The sequence below is a fragment of the Streptococcus intestinihominis genome (assembly GCF_046824975.1).
Classification (GTDB): domain Bacteria; phylum Bacillota; class Bacilli; order Lactobacillales; family Streptococcaceae; genus Streptococcus.
The window spans coordinates 216,147-233,740 of the sequence record NZ_JBKQBL010000004.1 but is presented as its reverse complement, the minus strand read 5'-3'; the positions used below and the strand labels follow the sequence as shown (position 1 = coordinate 233,740).

Genomic DNA, 17,594 nt, shown 5'->3' with positions numbered 1-17,594 from the left:
CATTTCTATTTTTTTCCATACTAAATATTATAGCTAAAAAGGAAAGAAAAGGAAAACGTTTTCTGATAGTTGGGCAAATAATCTTGTGAGAGCGTTGAGGTTCCAGCTAGTTGCTCTTATCCATAAAAAAAGAAAACTTTCGTTTTCTCATTTTCTTATTCTGTTATGGGGTGGTTCCAAGTGGTAAAGTCAGTTACACTTAATACGACTGTCGCGATTTCAATAGGCTCTTCTTTTGCACCAGTTGACAACCATTTTGTGATTACGGCTTCAATCGTAGCTGCAAAGATCTCAACAGCATACTTATAAGGAACTTGGAATTTATTTACCAAATGGTCTTTGGCATGTGGAGTATCGTCAAGAAGTTGCAGTGTGAAATTTTTCATTAGAAAATGAAACTCTTGGTAATCCATCTGCATCAAGGCATAGATAAAGTCATAATTATCTTGAATATATTGAAGTGAGGCAAGAAAATTTGCTCGATTGACGGTGCTTGTAGCGAAAAGTTCTCCCAACTCGCCTAAGAGTTCAGATTTTAGCTGGTTGAACATATCTTGTTTGTCTACATAATGGAGGTAAAAGGTACCTCGATTAATGCCGGCTTCTTTTGTTAGTTGGCTAATTGTAAGACTTTCAAGTGATTGTTCAAGAAGCAGGCGTGATAGGGCGCTTCGGATAGCATTTTTAGAATTCGTTTTTCTCTTTTTTCGGGTCATAGTTCCTCCTTTGTCATGTAGTTTGGTATAAATGTTGTTCACTAATCATCATATTATACAGAAATCAAATTTATTCATCAACAGAATAAAATTTTAGTATCATTCTATAAGTCTAAATGGCTTGAAATCAGGTCTTATTCTTATACTATAAAAGCCATTTTGGAAGGATTATAAAATTTTTTCCCAGATCTACTTTCAAAGGGGCTATTATATAAAAATGAAAGAAAAACTTGAAATATCAGTTATTTAAACGATCATAACAATTCATACTTATTTGTTATTATATCACAAACTAAGGAGAGGAGGGCAGATGATGCTTGGAGATTTCTATATCAGGAACTAGATAAGATCAAGCTTTTTCCTTGTCTATTTTTGCATAGAAAAGTATTAGTTTCTTGGATGGCTTTATTCATAAAATAGAGGAAATGCATCCCTCACAAATTTCTTGTTTTTTAGTCGTTTTAAGGGATTGATTGTCCTTGGTCTTCCGGTAAAAAAGGACTATAATAAAGATAGGAACTTGTGTTTAAGTGGGAGAAAAGATATGGCTTATATTGAGATGAAACATAGTTACAAGCGCTATCCGTCAGGAGAAACTGACATCATTGCCAATAAAGATGTTACTTTTGAAATTGAGAAAGGCGAATTGGTCATCATTTTGGGGGCATCAGGCGCAGGAAAATCAACAGTCCTCAATATTTTGGGAGGTATGGATACCAATGATGAAGGGGAGGTACTAGTGGATGGGAAAGCCATCTCGAGCTTCTCCTCGCACCAACGAACGGATTATCGCAGAAATGATGTTGGCTTTGTCTTCCAGTTTTATAATCTCATCCCTAATTTGACAGCCAAAGAAAATGTTGAGTTGGCTTCTGAAATTGTTTCTGATGCCTTAGACCCTGAACAAGTCTTGAGAGAGGTTGGATTGGGTGAGCGTTTGAACAACTTCCCAGCCCAGCTATCTGGTGGGGAACAACAACGGGTAGCCATTGCGCGCGCAGTGGCGAAGAACCCTAAGATTCTCCTTTGTGATGAACCAACAGGGGCTTTAGACTACCAAACCGGTAAACAGGTTTTAAAGATTCTTCAGGACATGTCTCGTAAAAAAGGGGCAACAGTGATTATCGTCACCCATAATGCTTCTTTAGAACCAATAGCCGATCGTGTCATTCAGATGCATGATGCCCAAGTAAAATCGGTGACCATCCATAACACTCCACTAGATATCGATAGCCTAGAGTATTAGGGAGGTTGTTCATGAAGCGAAAAGTATATTGGAAAGATCTATGTCATTCCTTTACCAGTTCCAAAGGGCGCTTTTTGTCCATTTTAACGCTGATGATGCTGGGTACCTTAGCTCTGGTCGGTTTAAAAGTAACGACCCCAAATATGCATCGGACTGCCCAGCGCTTTATAGACCAACAAGAGATGCTGGACCTAGCTGTCATGGGAGATCTTGGTTTGGATAAGACTGACCAAGAAGAGCTACAAGGATTGACGGGGGCCAGCTTGGAGTTTTCCTACCTGACAGATGTGACGATTGACGGAAAGGACGAAGCTGTTCGACTTTTTTCCACTCCAGAAACCATCTCACGCTTTCAGCTGGCTGCAGGGCGGCTTCCGCAGAAGGAAGATGAGGTCGCTCTAGCAGCGTTTTGGAAAGATCGTTACCAGATTGGGGATCAGCTAAGGATACATGAAAAAGCTGGAAGTCCATCTGTTTTAAAGACAAAAAACTATCGAATTGTTGGCTTTGTAAAGTCTGCTGAGATGTGGTCCGAAAAAGACTTGGGCCAAGCTACAAGTGGGAGTGGTTCCTTGGATGCCTATGGCGTCCTCTCAAAAGATGCCTTTACTAGTCCTGTTTATAGCCTTGCTCGGATTCGGTTTGATGATTTGAGGGGGTTCAATCCATTCTCAACTAGCTATCAAGATCGTCTGGTCTCCCATCAAAAGGACCTGGAAGAACTCTTAGCTGGAAATGGTCAGGAGCGCTATCGAAAGTTGCAGGCTGATGGGAAACAAAAGATCCAAAAAGGGCAAGAAGAACTTGATGCTGCCAACAAACAGTTAGCAGACGCACGCGAAAAGGCAGGTCAAGCACAGACACAACTAACGGAGCAATCCAATAAACTGAATCAACTGTCTACACTCTTGCCCAAGGAAGAACTAGAAACAAGGCGACTCGAGTTGGCAGAAGCTCAAAAGCAACTAGATCAGCAATTGGTCAACATTCAGACAGGTGAATCGGAACTAGCAACTAAACAGAAGGACCTGGAAAAGGCCAAGGAAGATCTGAAAAATCTAGAGCAACCAAACTATCATGTCTATGATCGAAAAACCATTCCAGGTGGCCAGGGTTACCTCATGTATAGTAATGCCAGTGCCAGTATCTCCGCCGTAGGCAATCTATTTCCTGTGGTACTCTACGCAGTCGCTGCCATGGTCACGTTTACGACCATGACTCGTTTTGTTGATGAAGAACGGAGCCATGCGGGCTTGTTCAAGGCCTTGGGCTATCGAACGAAAGATATCTTAGCAAAGTTTCTCTTGTATGGCTTGGTTGCTGGAACAGTTGGGACAGGCATCGGAACTCTTCTCGGTCATTATGTTTTATCTGGAACCATTTCGCAAATTATTACGCAGGGGATGGTCGTAGGAACTAGTCAACAGTATTTTTATGGGTCCTATAGCTTATTAGCCTTGGGGCTCTCCCTTATTTCTAGCGTCTTTCCAGCTTATCTAGTCGCTAAGAGAGAGTTGAAGGAAGAAGCCAGTAACCTCCTCCTTCCAAAACCGCCAGTTTCCGGATCCAGTATTTTGCTCGAACGGCTACCGTTTTTGTGGAAACGTCTGAGTTTCACCCAAAAGGTGACCGCTAGAAATATTTTTCGCTATAAACAGCGGATGGTGATGACCATATTTGGTGTTGCTGGTTCGGTTGCTCTTCTTTTTGCGGGCTTGGGGATTCAATCCTCAGTCGGTGGAGTACCCCAACGCCAGTTTGGGGAAATCCTCAAGTACGATATGATTCTCTCGACCAAATCCAGCCTGACAGACGAAGAGGAAGAATCCTTGAAGAAGCGCTTGAAGCAAGCAGATATAAAAGAGACAGAAGCCATTTTTACAAAACAAGTGGAGGCTTCTTATCCTTCCGGACGTGGAAAACAAAGCATGACCTTAATGGTGTCCTCTAAAGACAGCTTGGAACCTTTTATCAGTCTCCGCTCAGAAGGGGGAAGACTCGACCTATCCAATGGGGCGGTAATTACCAGCAAATTAGCGCAGCTGGCCAAGGTGGGCGTTGGAGATGACTTGCGGATAGATGGTCATACGATTAGGGTGGCTGCGATTACCGAAAATTATGTTGGCCATTTTGTCTATATGAATCAAGCGACCTATCAGAAAACCTATGGAAGAAGTGTTAAGAAGAATGCCTATTTGGTCCGATTACAGTCTTCTTCTCAGCAGTTCGTCCAGAAGGTCAGTCGGGACATGATGGAAGAAGGGGCGGTGCTTGCTGTTACGCAAAATACTTCCTTGATTTCTCTCTTCAGTTCTGTAGCCCAATCATTGAATAAGACCATGATGATTTTAGTTTTGGTATCTATTTTGCTAGCGATGGTTATTTTGTATAATTTGACCAATATCAATGTGGCAGAACGAATCCGTGAGTTATCCACCATTAAGGTCCTCGGATTCCATCATCAAGAAGTTACCCTTTATATTTATCGAGAAACCATCCTCTTGTCTCTTGTAGGGATAGGATTGGGTTTGCTAGGAGGCTTTTATCTCCATCGCTTCTTGATTGCCATGATCGCCCCAGATGCCATTCTCTTTTATCCGCGGGTGGCCCTTGGTGTCTATCTTTATCCTATCACTGGCGTCATTCTGATCCTAGCTAGCTTAGGAATCTTGGTTAATCATCATCTTCGCAAGGTAGACATGCTGGAGGCTTTGAAATCTGTTGAATAAAAAAAGAAACTTCTACCCTAGGGTGGAAGTTTTTTAGAGCTTTGGTATAATGAGAGAAGGAGAAGAGACATGACAAAAATTGCTTTGCTTTCGGATATACATGGGAATACAACTGCTTTAGAGGCTGTGCTTGGAGATGCCAAGCGGGCAGGTGTAGAAGAATACTGGTTATTAGGGGATGTCCTTATGCCGGGGACTGGTAGACGACATCTTTTGAACCTACTTGAAGAATTGCCCATTACCGTACAGATTTTAGGAAATTGGGAAGATAGCTTGTGGCGAGCGATGAAGGGGATGCTGGATCCATCAAGGGCTAGTCACCGTTATTTGATGCGCCATTGTCAATATATCTTAGAAGAAATTAGTCCAGAAGAGATAGAGGCCATGCAAAGTCTGCCCATGCAAGTGCATCGGGAAGTTTCCGGCTTAAGAGTGGGCATTACCCATCATCTGCCAGACAAAAACTGGGGACGCGAATTGATCCATATAGGAGACCAGAAAGATTTTGATCGCCTCGTAACCAATCCCCCTTGTGATCTAGCAGTCTATGGTCATATCCACCAACAATTTTTCCGATATGGAAGTGGTGGAGAGCTCATCTTGAATCCGGGGTCTATCGGCCAACCCTTCTTTTTGCAAGCCAATCTTCGAAAGGATCTCCGGGCCATGTATGCTATTCTAGAGTTTGATGAATCGGGTTTGAAAGATGTTGACTTTCGGCGGGTGTCCTATGACATTGAGAAAGAACTCCAACTCGCTAAGGATCTGAAACTCCCTTACTTCCAAGTTTACTATGAAAGTTTAGTCAATGGAATCCACCATACCCATAATCATGAGCTTCTACATGAAATAGCCCAGCGAGAGGGACACAATGTAGAAGTAGACGCATGGTTGAGAGACTTTTTCAATTAGTGTAACAGTTGACATTACAACAAATAAGGGTATAATAGACTTAAAGAAAGAACTTTAACGTCGGAAGAGTAAATGTGTCTAGTTACTGATGGTTTTAGATCCAGTTTAAGACATCCCTATCTAGATGGAAGAGAGGAGTATCCATGCAAATTTCAAGTCGTTTTACCATTGGAACCCATGTATTAGTGATGATTGCTTTAAAAGGAGATTGCACCAAGGTGACCAGTGATATGATTGCTGGCAGTGTTGGGGTGAACCCTGTCATTATTCGGAAAACCTTGTCTCAATTAAAAAAGGCAGGCTTGATCCATGTAGCGCGTGGAACAGGTGGGGCCGAGATGGCCAAAGAATTGGAAGACATTAGTTTGTTAGATATCTACCAGGCGGTTGAATGCCTTGGGAAGACTGGTCAATTATTTGGTTTCCACGAGCATCCAAATCCAGCTTGTCCGATTGGAAATAGTATCCATGGTGTTTTAGATGGGAAGCTGGAAAAGATTCAATTGGCCATGGAAAAGGAAATGGCTCAGACCAGCCTCAAAGAAGTGGTGGAGCAAACCAAGAAACAGATGGAGCTAGCAACCGTTTCTTGATTTGAGTCTGTAAGAAACTTGAAGTAAAAAAGCCTTTCAGTATAGACTGAAAGGCTTTTTGTGTTCATTGAGTAAAATAGCAACACTCCTTCTAGCTTTACTTCACTAGGGCTACGAAGCTGACTAGAATAAATCCAATTGCAAAAATCCATGTCCAGTAACGATTAGGAATGAACATGAAGGAAGAACGATCGCGGAAAGCAATGCGTTGCCCTGTTTCCTCATCAATCATATATCGAACTTGATCGGAAACAAATTTCTTTGTTAGCAAATAATTGACTGCTGCAGCAAGAATTCCCAACATACATCCTAAGATGATACTATCTGCACTCTTATTTACATTAAGATGCAGGAAGGAATAAATCATATTCGCCAAAGCTCCTCCAATCATAAGAGCAAGGGGAACGAGCAAGCCTTTACCACGCCAAACAATCATACAACAATCTCCTTATTATCTAACTTAATCAAAATAGAGCAAGTCTTTGCTGGTTTCGGTAAAGAGACCAAAGCCATCTTTTGTGACATAGCCACAGTCTTCAATCCGAACTCCGACTTTTCCAGGGATGTAGATGCCTGGTTCGACTGAGAAGCACATGCCTTCTTCGATGACCATGTCATTTCCTTCCATGATAGAAGGGAATTCATGCACATCCATTCCGATACCGTGTCCGAGGCGGTGGTTGAAGTATTCGCCGTATCCTGCTTTTTCAATGACGCTTCGGGCAGCACGGTCTACTTCATGCGCCGTTACACCTGGTTTGATCATATCTAGAGCAGCCTGTTGAGCTTCTAAAGTCAAGTGGTAGATTTCTTTTTTGAAATCATCTGGTTTTCCAACCGCAACGGTTCGCGTCATATCTGAAGCATAGCCATTCACCATACAGCCCAAGTCGAAGAGAAGAAGAGCATCTTTTTCAATTTTGTTGCTTCCTGGGATGCCGTGTGGGTTGGCTGCATTATTACCAGTCAAGACCATAGTTTCAAAGCTCATTTCATAGCCCAAGCGTTTGATGCCAAAGTCGATTTCTGCGACGATATCAGTTTCTGTTTTATCCAGTGAGATGGCGTCAAATCCCATATTGACAGCCTTATCTGCATATTGACCAGCAACTAACATTTTTTGGATCTCATCAGCAGATTTGATCAAGCGCATCCGGTTAATCCGAGGGCTGAGATTGGTAAATGTTGCTTGTTCAAAGACTGAACGAAGCCCATGGTACTTGGTCAAAATCAAATTATCAAATTCCAAAGCGACCTTTTTGGCTTCTGGATTAGCGCTAGCCCCTTTGATTTTTTCCCAAGGATTTTCAGAATCCACGTAGCCTACCACTTGGAAATCCACAACTGCAGTCGCCCGTTCTACCTCAAGAGCAGGGACAAAAAGAAGTGGTTCATGGTCTGGATAAACGAACAAGAAGAGCTGACGCTCGTGAGGATCACTGTAAAATCCAGTTAGGTAATTGATGGTGACAGGATCGGATACAACAGCAACATCCGTTTTTTCGGTTTCAAGAAATGCTACAATTTGATCTAATTTAAACATAAGCTACCTTCTTTCTATTGATAATATTTTGTCAGATTTTCCCTAAAAAATCAAGAGTTTGCAAAAAGATGTTAAAATGCTTGAAAGTGTTTACAATAAGTGATAAAATAGTTGTTATAGAAGACTGAAAACGAAATTTTCAATAAAGAAAGGAAGTAATATGAATACAGACGATACTGTAACCATTTACGACGTTGCCCGAGAGGCGGGTGTCTCAATGGCGACTGTTAGCCGTGTCGTGAACGGAAATAAGAACGTTAAGGAAAATACTCGTAAAAAAGTATTGGAAGTCATTGAACGTTTGGACTATCGTCCGAATGCAGTAGCTCGTGGACTTGCGAGTAAGAAAACCACAACGGTAGGTGTTGTGATTCCAAATATTACCAATAGTTATTTCTCTACTCTGGCAAAGGGGATCGATGACATTGCTGAAATGTACAAGTACAACATCGTCCTTGCCAACAGCGATGAAGACGATGATAAAGAAGTTTCTGTTGTCAATACTCTTTTCTCAAAACAGGTCGATGGGATTATCTTCATGGGTTATCACTTGACAGAAAAGATTCGTTCAGAATTCTCTCGTTCTCGGACACCGGTGGTCCTTGCTGGGACAGTTGATGTCGAACATCAATTGCCAAGTGTCAATATCGATTACAAGCAAGCGACAGTAGACGCGGTTACACTATTGGCTAAACGAAATAAAAAGATTGCTTTTGTAAGTGGACCATTAGTAGATGATATCAACGGTAAGATTCGCTTGGCTGGCTACAAAGATGCTTTGAAAGCAAAAAAATTGTCTTACAGTGAAGGCTTGGTCTTTGAGTCTAAGTACCGCTATGAAGAAGGCTATAACTTGGCTGAACGCATCATTGCATCTAAAGCAACAGCAGCCTTTGTAACTGGGGATGAATTGGCAGCAGGTTTGCTTAATGGTCTAGCTGATCAAGGTGTGAACGTACCGGAAGATTTTGAGTTGATTACCAGTGATGATTCACAAATTACACGCTACACTCGTCCAAATCTTTCGACTGTTGGCCAACCACTTTATGATTTGGGGGCTATCAGTATGCGGATGCTGACAAAAATTATGCATAAGGAAGAATTGGAAGAAAGAGAAGTTCTTCTTGCCCATACCATCAATCATCGTGGAACTACGAAGAAGTAAAAATCAAAGGAAGCCAAGGCTTCCTTTTTCTTGTCTCTGCATGAATCTCCGGTAAAACTTGAAGGGGTCTGCTAAATTAGGTATAATAGAGGGCATGAAAGTATTACTGTATTTAGAAGGAAAATCCGTTTTACAAAAATCGGGGATTGGTCGAGCTCTCCAACACCAGATGCATGCCTTGGATTTGGCTGGAATCCCCTACACCACAGATATTTTAGGAGACTACGATGTCGTTCATATTAATACCTATGGTCCTCGGAGTTTGTTGCTATTGCATGCTGCCAAACGTCGAGGGAAAAAGGTCATTATGCATGGACATTCCACACGGGAAGATTTCCAAAATTCATTTATTGGGTCCAATTTGTTTGCTCCTTTATTTGGCAAATATTTGGCTCATATGTATAAAAAAGCCGATTTTATTATTACCCCTTCAGAGTATTCGAAACAACTGATTCAGTCCTACGGGGTCAAGACTCCAATTGTCGCTGTTTCTAATGGGATTGATTTGTCTAAATATAAAAAAGATCCCAAAAAAGAAGAGGTTTTTCGGAAGCACTTTAATATCCAAGAAGGAGAGAAGGTCGTTTTATGTGCGGGTCTCTACTTTAGACGAAAAGGGATTGAAGACTTTGTAGAAGTGGCTCGTCGGATGCCAGATGTCCGCTTTATTTGGTTGGGATCGATTAATAAATGGTTAATCCCTCGGGCTATTCGTCGTCTGGTCGAGAAAGATCATCCGAGCAATGTTGAATTCCCTGGCTATTTTAAGGGAGCTGTATTCCAAGGGGCCATGACAGGTGCGGATGCCTTCTTCTTCCCATCTTATGAGGAAACGGAAGGGATTGTTGTCCTAGAGGCCTTAGCGGGTCACCAGCATGTCGTCCTCCGGGATATTCCAGTTTATCATGGTTGGGTGGACCAAGAGTCGGCAGAATTGTGTCATTCAGTGGATGAGTTTGTGGACTCTCTTGAAAAAGTCTTGTCTGGTCAAGTGGACAAGCGCGATGCAGGGGATCGAGTCGCTCAAAGTCGCTCAATTGATTTGGTAGCGGATCAACTAGTGAAAGCCTATCAGCAAGTATTGGAGATGTAATATGCGTATTGGATTATTTACAGATACTTATTTTCCGCAGGTATCGGGGGTTGCGACCAGTATTCGAACCCTTAAAACAGAATTGGAGAAGTTGGGACATACTGTTTTTATCTTTACGACGACGGATAAGGATGTCAACCGCTATGAGGACTGGCAAATTATCCGCATTCCAAGTATCCCTTTCTTTGCTTTTAAGGATCGGCGGATTGCTTATCGCGGCTTTACCAAGGCTTTGGCCATTGCCAAACAATACAAACTGGATATGATCCATACACAGACGGAGTTTTCTTTAGGACTACTCGGGGTTTGGATTGCAAAGGAGCTTCGGATTCCAGTGATTCATACCTATCATACCCAGTATGAAGATTATGTGCGTTATATTGCCAAGGGGATGGTTATCCGACCAAGTATGGTCAAATACATTGTTCGTGGTTATATGAATGACTTGGATGGGGTCATCTGCCCGAGTGAGATTGTCTATGACCTCTTGCTGAACTATAAGGTCAAGGCTGAAAAACGGATTATTCCGACAGGAATTGAGCTGGCGAAGTTTGAACGACCTGAAATCACACAAGTGGAAACGCAAGCCCTTCGTGAAAAATTAGGGATTCAAGAGGGTGAAATCATGCTCTTGAGCTTGTCACGGGTTTCTTACGAGAAAAATATCCAAGCCGTTATTGCGGCCTTGCCTAAAGTGTTAGAAGAAAATGCGCATATTAAATTGATTGTGGCTGGAGATGGGCCTTATCTGGATGATTTAAAAAAACAAGCGACCAAGCTTGGTGTATCAGATGCGGTCGTCTTCACAGGGATGATTCCACCAAATGAAACAGCTCTTTACTATAAGGCGGCAGATTTCTTCATTTCAGCTTCGACTAGTGAGACGCAAGGCTTGACCTATTTGGAGAGTATCGCTAGTGGGACACCCCTAATTGCTCAAAGTAATCCTTACTTAGATAATGTGATCAATGATCGGATGTTCGGAATCTTGTATGACCAGGAAGAAGATTTGGCAGCAGCTATTTTAGAAGCGACCTTAGCCACACCAGAAAAGGATGAGGCTAAGTGGGAGGAAAAGCTTTATGAAATTTCTTCGACAAACTTTGGTCGCAGGGTCTATGAGTTCTATCTGGATGCCATTATTTCGAAAGATTTTTACAATGAACGTCATCCTGAGGAAAGCCGTACCAAACGGGTGACCAAGTCCATTGTGAAAATTCCACAAAAGGTCATCGCTATGCCTGTGAATGGGTCTGTGAGAATCATGAAGGGTTCCTTTAAACAGGTGAAAAAGATTCGCAATATTACCAAGTTATTGGATTAGAGTAAATCAAATCAGTAAGAGGATCAAAAGAAGGACCTCTTACGGATGAGAGGCTTTTTCCTCTTGCAAAATATTTCAATCGTGCTATAATACTAGTCAGAGACATATCAAATCTAGGAAATCTGAAAGAGAGCGCGTGGGGCTGGAAATCGCGTAGAGGATAGGTTTGGGACTACTCGGTGAACTTTTTATGCAAACATAAAACGGTGGCCACGTTAGAGCCAATCAGAGGTGTTCCTCTTTTTTGAGGAACATAAATGAAGGTGGAACCACGTTGCGACGTCCTTTTTAGGATGTCGCTTTTTTGTTTTTTTGATGAAGAAATCAAAAAGAGTTTCACTATAACTAAGATATTTAAAAATTTATAAGGAGAAGATTATGATTAAGATTACTTTCCCAGATGGCGCTGTTCGTGAATTCGAATCTGGCGTGACTACTTTTGACATTGCCCAATCCATCAGCAATTCCCTAGCTAAGAAAGCTCTTGCTGGTAAATTCAACGGCAAATTGATTGATACCACTCGTGTTATCACCGAAGACGGGAGCATCGAAATTGTGACACCTGATCACGAAGACGCCCTTCCAATCTTGCGTCACTCAGCGGCTCACTTGTTTGCCCAAGCCGCTCGTCGCCTCTTCCCAGATATCCACTTGGGTGTCGGTCCAGCGATCGAAGATGGTTTCTACTACGATACTGACAATGAAGCTGGTCAAATCTCTAACGAAGACCTTCCTCGTATCGAAGAAGAAATGCAAAAAATCGTTAAGGAAAACTTCCCATCTATCCGTGAAGAAGTGACTAAAGACGAGGCGCGTGAAATCTTCAAGAACGACCCATACAAATTGGAATTGATTGAAGAGCACTCAGAAGACGAAGGTGGGTTGACCATCTACCGTCAAGGTGAATACGTAGACCTTTGCCGTGGCCCACACGTCCCATCAACAGGCCGTATCCAAATCTTCCACCTTCTCAATGTAGCAGGTGCTTACTGGCGTGGAAATAGCGACAATGCTATGATGCAACGGATCTACGGTACAGCTTGGTTTGACAAGAAAGACTTGAAGAACTACCTTCAAATGCGTGAAGAAGCTAAAGAACGTGACCACCGTAAACTTGGTAAAGAGCTTGACCTCTTCATGATTTCTCAAGAAGTTGGACAAGGTTTGCCATTCTGGTTGCCAAACGGGGCTACTATCCGTCGTGAATTGGAACGCTACATCGTCGACAAGGAGTTGGCTTCTGGCTACCAACACGTTTACACTCCACCACTTGCTTCTGTAGAACTTTACAAGACTTCTGGTCACTGGGATCATTACCAAGAAGATATGTTCCCAACTATGGATATGGGAGACGGTGAAGAATTTGTCCTTCGTCCAATGAACTGCCCACACCACATTCAAGTCTTCAAACACCATGTTCACTCATACCGTGAATTGCCAATCCGTATCGCTGAAATCGGAATGATGCACCGCTATGAGAAATCAGGTGCTTTGACTGGTCTCCAACGGGTGCGTGAAATGTCTCTTAACGACGGTCACCTCTTTGTGACTCCAGAACAAATCCAAGAAGAATTCCAACGTGCCCTTCAGTTGATTATTGATGTATATGGGGACTTCAACCTAAACGAATACCGCTTCCGCCTCTCTCTTCGTGACCCTCAAGATACTCACAAATACTTTGATAACGATGAGATGTGGGAAAATGCCCAAACCATGCTTCGTGCTGCTCTTGATGAAATGGGCGTGGACTACTTTGAAGCAGAAGGGGAAGCAGCCTTCTACGGACCAAAATTGGATATTCAGGTGAAGACTGCCCTTGGTAAAGAAGAAACTCTTTCTACTATCCAGCTTGACTTCTTGCTTCCAGAACGCTTCGACCTTAAATATATCGGAGCTGATGGTGAAGAACACCGTCCAGTGATGATTCACCGTGGGGTTATCTCAACGATGGAACGCTTCACAGCGATCCTGATCGAAAACTACAAGGGTGCCTTCCCAACATGGCTGGCACCACACCAAGTAACTCTTATTCCAGTTTCGAACGAAAAACATGTGGACTACGCTTGGGAAGTTGCTAAGAAACTCCGTGACCGTGGGGTTCGTGCAGATGTGGATGAACGCAATGAAAAAATGCAGTTCAAGATCCGTGCTTCTCAAACACAAAAGATTCCTTACCAATTGATCGTTGGGGACAAGGAAATGGAAGAGAAGGCTGTAAACGTTCGCCGTTATGGTCAAAAAGAAACAGAAACCATGCCGGTAGATGCATTTGTAGAATTGATCCTTGCAGACATTGCAAACAAGTCTCGTGTAACAAACTAACAGTTAGAAGAGAGTGGGACAGAAATCGGTAATTCGTTAGAATTCGATTTCGTCGTCCCACCTCCGCACAGTTGAGTAGGGCTGTAAAAGCTGATGAAATCAGCGTAGTAGAGCCCGCTCAACCACTGCGTCTTTCTCGACAATCCAAAAACAATTAAGAGGCTAGGACTTTTGTCCCAGCCTCTTTTGTGGATTGAAAATAATTATTCAAGCGCTATTTTAGTGGCCTCTATGTTGTGATTATTATTTTTTCCATTGCATAACCTTTTTCTTTCTCTTTCTTTACAAATCAAAGTATAACTCCCATTTTTCAAAGAAATTTGCTATAATGAAAGGACAGAGATTTGAAGAAGCAAAGAAAAAATAGAAGTAGGTACATGTATGAAGAAAATTCTTGTTGTAGATGATGAAAAGCCGATTTCGGATATTATAAAATTCAATATGGCCAAAGAAGGCTATGAAGTCTTGACTGCCTTCGATGGGAAAGAAGCACTGGCTGTTTTCGAAGCTGAGAACCCAGATATTTTGATCTTGGACCTCATGCTTCCTGAAATTGACGGCTTGGAAGTGGCGCGTACCATTCGGAAGACTAGTAATGTGCCGATTATTGTCTTATCTGCTAAGGATACAGAATTTGATAAGGTCATCGGTCTTGAAATTGGAGCGGATGACTATGTGACCAAGCCATTCTCAAATCGTGAGCTTCAAGCTCGCGTAAAAGCTTTGTTGCGTCGGACAGAACTAACGGTAGAATCACAAACAGAGTCTACATCAGATTCAGAGATTGTGATTGGGGATTTGAAAATCATTCCGGATGCCTTCCTTGCTCAGAAAAAGGGCAAAGAGCTTGAGTTGACCCATCGCGAATTTGAGTTGCTCTATCACTTGGCAACCCATGTAGGCCAAGTCATGACTCGTGAGCATTTGCTGGAAACAGTCTGGGGCTACGATTATTTTGGTGATGTTCGGACAGTGGACGTAACGATTCGACGTTTGCGTGAAAAAATCGAAGATATTCCTGGCCGTCCAGAGTATATTTTAACGCGCCGTGGTGTCGGTTACTATATGAGAAATAATGATTAATCACATCAAAGAAGTCATGACCTCTTATAATTTTGTTTTTATTTTAATCACTCTTGGATTCATTATCGTGGTAGCCTTACTGATCCTAGAAAATCGTAGGGATAACATGAAGCTACGCTTGTTGAATGATAAGATTAAGAGTTTGATTGCTGGAGAATATTCCGATATCATTGATTTACAAGGGGGTCCTGAATTAACAGAGATTTCCAACAGTATCAATGATTTATCTGAAGTGATTCGTCTGACGCATGAAAATCTGGAACAAGAAACCAAGCGCTTGACCAGTATTCTTTCCTATATGACAGATGGGGTCTTAGCGACCAATCGTCGGGGACAGATTATTTTGGTCAATGAAATGGCTGCCAAACAACTCAATGTTGTGGTCGAAGAGGTCATGAATATCAGTATTCTGGATCTGCTTGGCATTAGTGAAGAGTATGAACTGCGTGACTTGATTACCAATGTTCCAGAATTGACGATCGATTCGCAGGATGAAAATGGGGAGTACATCTCTTTACGAGTTCGCTTTGCTCTGATTCGGAGAGAGTCTGGTTTTATTTCTGGTCTGGTTGCCGTCTTGCATGACACAACCGAACAGGACAAGGAAGAGCGGGAACGTCGTTTATTCGTATCCAACGTTAGTCATGAACTCCGAACACCGCTGACCAGTGTTAAATCTTACCTGGAAGCCTTGGATGACGGAGCCATTTCGGAGCCAGTTGCACCGGAATTTGTCAAAGTGTCTTTGACAGAGACAAACCGGATGATGCGGATGGTGACGGATCTATTAAGTCTTTCACGGATCGATAATGAAACCAGTCAATTGGATGTTGAATTGACCAACTTTACAGCCTTCATCACCTTCATTTTGAACCGCTTTGATAAGATGAAGAACCAGGCTGGCGAGAAGAAATATGATATTGTTCGTGATTATCCAATTTCGCCTGTCTGGGTTGAAATTGATACAGACAAGATGACACAGGTCTTAGACAATATCTTAAATAACGCTATCAAATATTCCCCAGATGGTGGGGAAATTCGTGTGGGGATGAAAACAACAGATGCCCAGTTGATTATTTCGATTTCGGATGAGGGCTTAGGGATTCCTAAAAAGGACCTGCCACGAATTTTTGATCGCTTTTATCGCGTGGATAAGGCACGTAGTCGCGCCCAAGGTGGGACTGGTTTAGGACTGGCTATTGCCAAGGAAATTATCAAGCAACACAAAGGATTTATCTGGGCCAAGAGTGAATATGGAAAAGGTTCTACTTTCACGATTGTCCTACCATATGATAAAGATGCTATCCTGGATGATGGATGGGATAATGAGGATGAATAAGAAAACTAATGGATGAAAAAGGGTTTAAATATAGTATTTTAGCTTCAGGATCGAGTGGTAATTCGTTTTACTTAGAGACTCCTAAGAAGAAAATTCTAGTAGATGCAGGCTTGTCCGGGAAGAAAATTACAGGTTTGCTTGCAGAGATTGATCGCAAACCCGAAGATCTTGATGCTATTTTAATCACACATGAACATTCGGATCACATTCATGGCGTTGGTGTGCTAGCTCGTAAATACGGGATGGACCTATACGCCAATGAAGCTACCTGGAAGGCCATGGAGGGAAGCAAGTACCTTGGGAAGGTCGATGATTCCCAGAAACATTTATTTGAAATGGGCAAGACCTTAACCTTCGGGGATTTGGATGTGGAAAGTTTTGGTGTCAGCCATGATGCTGCGGCTCCCCAGTTCTACCGGTTCATGAAGGATGGGAAGAGTTTTGTCATGCTGACGGATACAGGTTATGTCAGTGATCGAATGGCAGGGATTGTTGAAAATGCAGATGGCTATTTGATCGAGTCCAACCACGATGTAGAAATCCTACGGGCAGGCTCTTATGCTTGGCGATTAAAGCAACGGATCTTATCCGATTTGGGTCACCTCTCTAATGAAGATGGCGCAGATGCCATGATTCGGACCCTAGGCAATAAGACCAAAAAGATTTATCTGGGCCACTTATCCAAGGAAAACAATATCAAGGAATTGGCCCATATGACCATGGTTAATCAACTGGCTCGAGCAGATCTAGCAGTGGGGCATGATTTTGACGTCTTGGATACATCTCCAGATACAGCGACTCCATTAGTAGATATCTAGATGATTAAAAAAGGAGATGAGCTCATCTCCTTTTTAGGTCAGTAGTGTAGGCTTGAAATGAGCAGAAGGATAGGAGCAGTTAGTTTGAAATATGTGTATATAACAGTAGGGTTTATTTCCTTAGGATTAGGGATTATTGGGATTCCATTACCTATTTTACCAACGACCCCGTTTCTTTTATTAGCTATGGCTTGTTTTGCCAAGAGCTCTCAACGCTTTGAAAAATGGTTGCATGGGACCATGTTGTACCAAACTTATGTAGCGGATTATCGGGAAACCAAGTCGATCTCAAAAAAGCGGAAAAAAAGAATTATTCTACAAATTTATCTTTTGATGGGGATTTCCATTTACCTGGCACCACTCTGGTTTGTGAAATTGGGTCTATTGGGACTAACTATTTTTATCAATTATTATTTGTTCAAAGTGATTCCGGATAAAGAAGAATGATATATGGACAGAATAGGCCCTAAATCCTATCGTGAAAACAAGGGAAAGGAGTGCGAGACGCACTCTTTTTTGGTATAATAGAGGGGTGTATCTTTTGGACGGAATAGGTCACAGGATTCAATCCAGATGCATAAATGAAGAAAGAAAGTAGTAACGTGATGCAAGCCTTATATAACCTTCTTGCTGAGAAATTTCGGCTGACTTTTGACGATACAGAATTGTTGGAAACAGCTTTTACACATACCTCATATGCGAATGAGCATC

The 17,594-nt window shown here is 42.2% G+C and carries 15 protein-coding genes and 1 pseudogene; 13 read left to right on the top strand and 3 right to left on the bottom strand.

Annotated features, from left to right (window positions below; translation table 11 throughout):
* Positions 1-155 precede the first annotated feature (155 nt).
* On the bottom strand, positions 156-716 hold the full coding sequence (locus ACLOR3_RS08000) for a TetR/AcrR family transcriptional regulator (protein ID WP_048689565.1): 561 nt from the start codon (positions 714-716) through the stop codon (positions 156-158).
* A 544-nt stretch (positions 717-1,260) separates the two neighbouring features.
* Here ACLOR3_RS08000 and ACLOR3_RS07995 point away from each other — a divergent pair.
* The 4 genes from ACLOR3_RS07995 (at position 1,261) to ACLOR3_RS07980 (ending at position 6,196) form a co-directional block, all read left to right on the top strand.
* Entirely contained in the window at positions 1,261-1,962 is a 702-nt protein-coding gene (locus tag ACLOR3_RS07995) for an ABC transporter ATP-binding protein (protein ID WP_154853467.1), read from the top strand.
* A gap of 11 nt (positions 1,963-1,973) precedes the next feature.
* On the top strand, positions 1,974-4,691 hold the full coding sequence (locus ACLOR3_RS07990) for an FtsX-like permease family protein (RefSeq protein ID WP_411399939.1): 2,718 nt from the start codon (positions 1,974-1,976) through the stop codon (positions 4,689-4,691).
* Between the two features lie 69 nt (positions 4,692-4,760).
* Positions 4,761-5,603, top strand: coding sequence for a metallophosphoesterase family protein (locus ACLOR3_RS07985; RefSeq protein WP_350018614.1), 843 nt, complete (start codon positions 4,761-4,763; stop codon positions 5,601-5,603).
* A gap of 143 nt (positions 5,604-5,746) precedes the next feature.
* The gene (locus tag ACLOR3_RS07980) at positions 5,747-6,196 is read left to right on the top strand and encodes an Rrf2 family transcriptional regulator (RefSeq protein ID WP_006595883.1); all 450 of its coding nucleotides are present in this window, start codon (positions 5,747-5,749) and stop codon (positions 6,194-6,196) included.
* A 97-nt stretch (positions 6,197-6,293) separates the two neighbouring features.
* Here ACLOR3_RS07980 and ACLOR3_RS07975 read toward each other — a convergent pair whose 3' ends face one another.
* Together ACLOR3_RS07975 and ACLOR3_RS07970 are read right to left on the bottom strand one after the other, a co-directional pair.
* The gene (locus tag ACLOR3_RS07975) at positions 6,294-6,632 is read right to left on the bottom strand and encodes a hypothetical protein (RefSeq protein WP_411399938.1); all 339 of its coding nucleotides are present in this window, start codon (positions 6,630-6,632) and stop codon (positions 6,294-6,296) included.
* Positions 6,633-6,656: 24 nt separating this feature from the next.
* Positions 6,657-7,739 carry a M24 family metallopeptidase gene (locus ACLOR3_RS07970; RefSeq protein WP_125374350.1) on the bottom strand — a complete coding sequence of 361 codons (1,083 nt, stop codon included), beginning with the start codon at positions 7,737-7,739 and terminating at the stop codon, positions 6,657-6,659.
* A 160-nt stretch (positions 7,740-7,899) separates the two neighbouring features.
* Between ACLOR3_RS07970 and ccpA the strand changes: the two genes are divergently transcribed.
* The 9 genes and pseudogenes from ccpA to ACLOR3_RS07925 all read left to right on the top strand — a co-directional run.
* Positions 7,900-8,904 (top strand): catabolite control protein A, encoded by a 1,005-nt coding sequence (gene ccpA / locus ACLOR3_RS07965; protein WP_006595886.1) that lies wholly within the window; start codon positions 7,900-7,902, stop codon positions 8,902-8,904.
* Between the two features lie 94 nt (positions 8,905-8,998).
* The gene (locus ACLOR3_RS07960) at positions 8,999-9,997 is read left to right on the top strand and encodes an LTA glycolipid anchor biosynthesis glycosyltransferase, IagA/BgsA family (protein WP_006597024.1); all 999 of its coding nucleotides are present in this window, start codon (positions 8,999-9,001) and stop codon (positions 9,995-9,997) included.
* A 1-nt stretch (position 9,998) separates the two neighbouring features.
* Positions 9,999-11,321, top strand: a complete 1,323-nt coding sequence (locus tag ACLOR3_RS07955; RefSeq protein ID WP_125374349.1) for a glycosyltransferase family 4 protein — start codon at positions 9,999-10,001, stop codon at positions 11,319-11,321.
* 378 nt (positions 11,322-11,699) lie between these two features.
* A complete protein-coding gene (gene thrS / locus ACLOR3_RS07950; RefSeq protein ID WP_411399937.1) occupies positions 11,700-13,643 on the top strand; it encodes a threonine--tRNA ligase in 1,944 nt (647 codons plus the stop codon).
* Positions 13,644-14,024: 381 nt separating this feature from the next.
* A complete protein-coding gene (gene yycF, locus ACLOR3_RS07945) occupies positions 14,025-14,726 on the top strand; it encodes a response regulator YycF (RefSeq protein ID WP_048689541.1) in 702 nt (233 codons plus the stop codon).
* Positions 14,719-16,065 (top strand): cell wall metabolism sensor histidine kinase VicK, encoded by a 1,347-nt coding sequence (gene vicK / locus ACLOR3_RS07940; protein WP_129269605.1) that lies wholly within the window; start codon positions 14,719-14,721, stop codon positions 16,063-16,065. Before yycF ends, vicK begins: the two co-directional genes overlap by 8 nt.
* A gap of 8 nt (positions 16,066-16,073) precedes the next feature.
* Entirely contained in the window at positions 16,074-16,883 is an 810-nt protein-coding gene (gene walJ, locus ACLOR3_RS07935; protein ID WP_048689535.1) for an exodeoxyribonuclease WalJ, read from the top strand.
* A 57-nt stretch (positions 16,884-16,940) separates the two neighbouring features.
* Positions 16,941-17,330, top strand: a complete 390-nt coding sequence (locus tag ACLOR3_RS07930) for a YbaN family protein (RefSeq protein WP_411399936.1) — start codon at positions 16,941-16,943, stop codon at positions 17,328-17,330.
* 158 nt (positions 17,331-17,488) lie between these two features.
* A pseudogene (locus ACLOR3_RS07925) lies at positions 17,489-17,594 on the top strand (ribonuclease III); the annotation flags it as partial.

What these genes read in the sequence shown, in the direction of transcription:
- ACLOR3_RS07995 (WP_154853467.1), top strand. Translation starts at nt 1,261, where the DNA reads ATGGCTTATATTGAGATGAAACATAGTTACAAGCGCTATCCGTCAGGA.
- ACLOR3_RS07985 (WP_350018614.1), top strand. Translation starts at nt 4,761, where the DNA reads ATGACAAAAATTGCTTTGCTTTCGGATATACATGGGAATACAACTGCT.
- vicK (WP_129269605.1), top strand. Translation starts at nt 14,719, where the DNA reads ATGATTAATCACATCAAAGAAGTCATGACCTCTTATAATTTTGTTTTT.
- ACLOR3_RS07975 (WP_411399938.1), bottom strand. Translation starts at nt 6,632, where the DNA reads ATGATTGTTTGGCGTGGTAAAGGCTTGCTCGTTCCCCTTGCTCTTATG.
- walJ (WP_048689535.1), top strand. Translation starts at nt 16,074, where the DNA reads ATGGATGAAAAAGGGTTTAAATATAGTATTTTAGCTTCAGGATCGAGT.
- ACLOR3_RS07980 (WP_006595883.1), top strand. Translation starts at nt 5,747, where the DNA reads ATGCAAATTTCAAGTCGTTTTACCATTGGAACCCATGTATTAGTGATG.
- ccpA (WP_006595886.1), top strand. Translation starts at nt 7,900, where the DNA reads ATGAATACAGACGATACTGTAACCATTTACGACGTTGCCCGAGAGGCG.
- ACLOR3_RS07990 (WP_411399939.1), top strand. Translation starts at nt 1,974, where the DNA reads ATGAAGCGAAAAGTATATTGGAAAGATCTATGTCATTCCTTTACCAGT.
- ACLOR3_RS07955 (WP_125374349.1), top strand. Translation starts at nt 9,999, where the DNA reads ATGCGTATTGGATTATTTACAGATACTTATTTTCCGCAGGTATCGGGG.
- ACLOR3_RS08000 (WP_048689565.1), bottom strand. Translation starts at nt 716, where the DNA reads ATGACCCGAAAAAAGAGAAAAACGAATTCTAAAAATGCTATCCGAAGC.
- ACLOR3_RS07970 (WP_125374350.1), bottom strand. Translation starts at nt 7,739, where the DNA reads ATGTTTAAATTAGATCAAATTGTAGCATTTCTTGAAACCGAAAAAACG.
- thrS (WP_411399937.1), top strand. Translation starts at nt 11,700, where the DNA reads ATGATTAAGATTACTTTCCCAGATGGCGCTGTTCGTGAATTCGAATCT.
- ACLOR3_RS07960 (WP_006597024.1), top strand. Translation starts at nt 8,999, where the DNA reads ATGAAAGTATTACTGTATTTAGAAGGAAAATCCGTTTTACAAAAATCG.
- yycF (WP_048689541.1), top strand. Translation starts at nt 14,025, where the DNA reads ATGAAGAAAATTCTTGTTGTAGATGATGAAAAGCCGATTTCGGATATT.
- ACLOR3_RS07930 (WP_411399936.1), top strand. Translation starts at nt 16,941, where the DNA reads ATGAGCAGAAGGATAGGAGCAGTTAGTTTGAAATATGTGTATATAACA.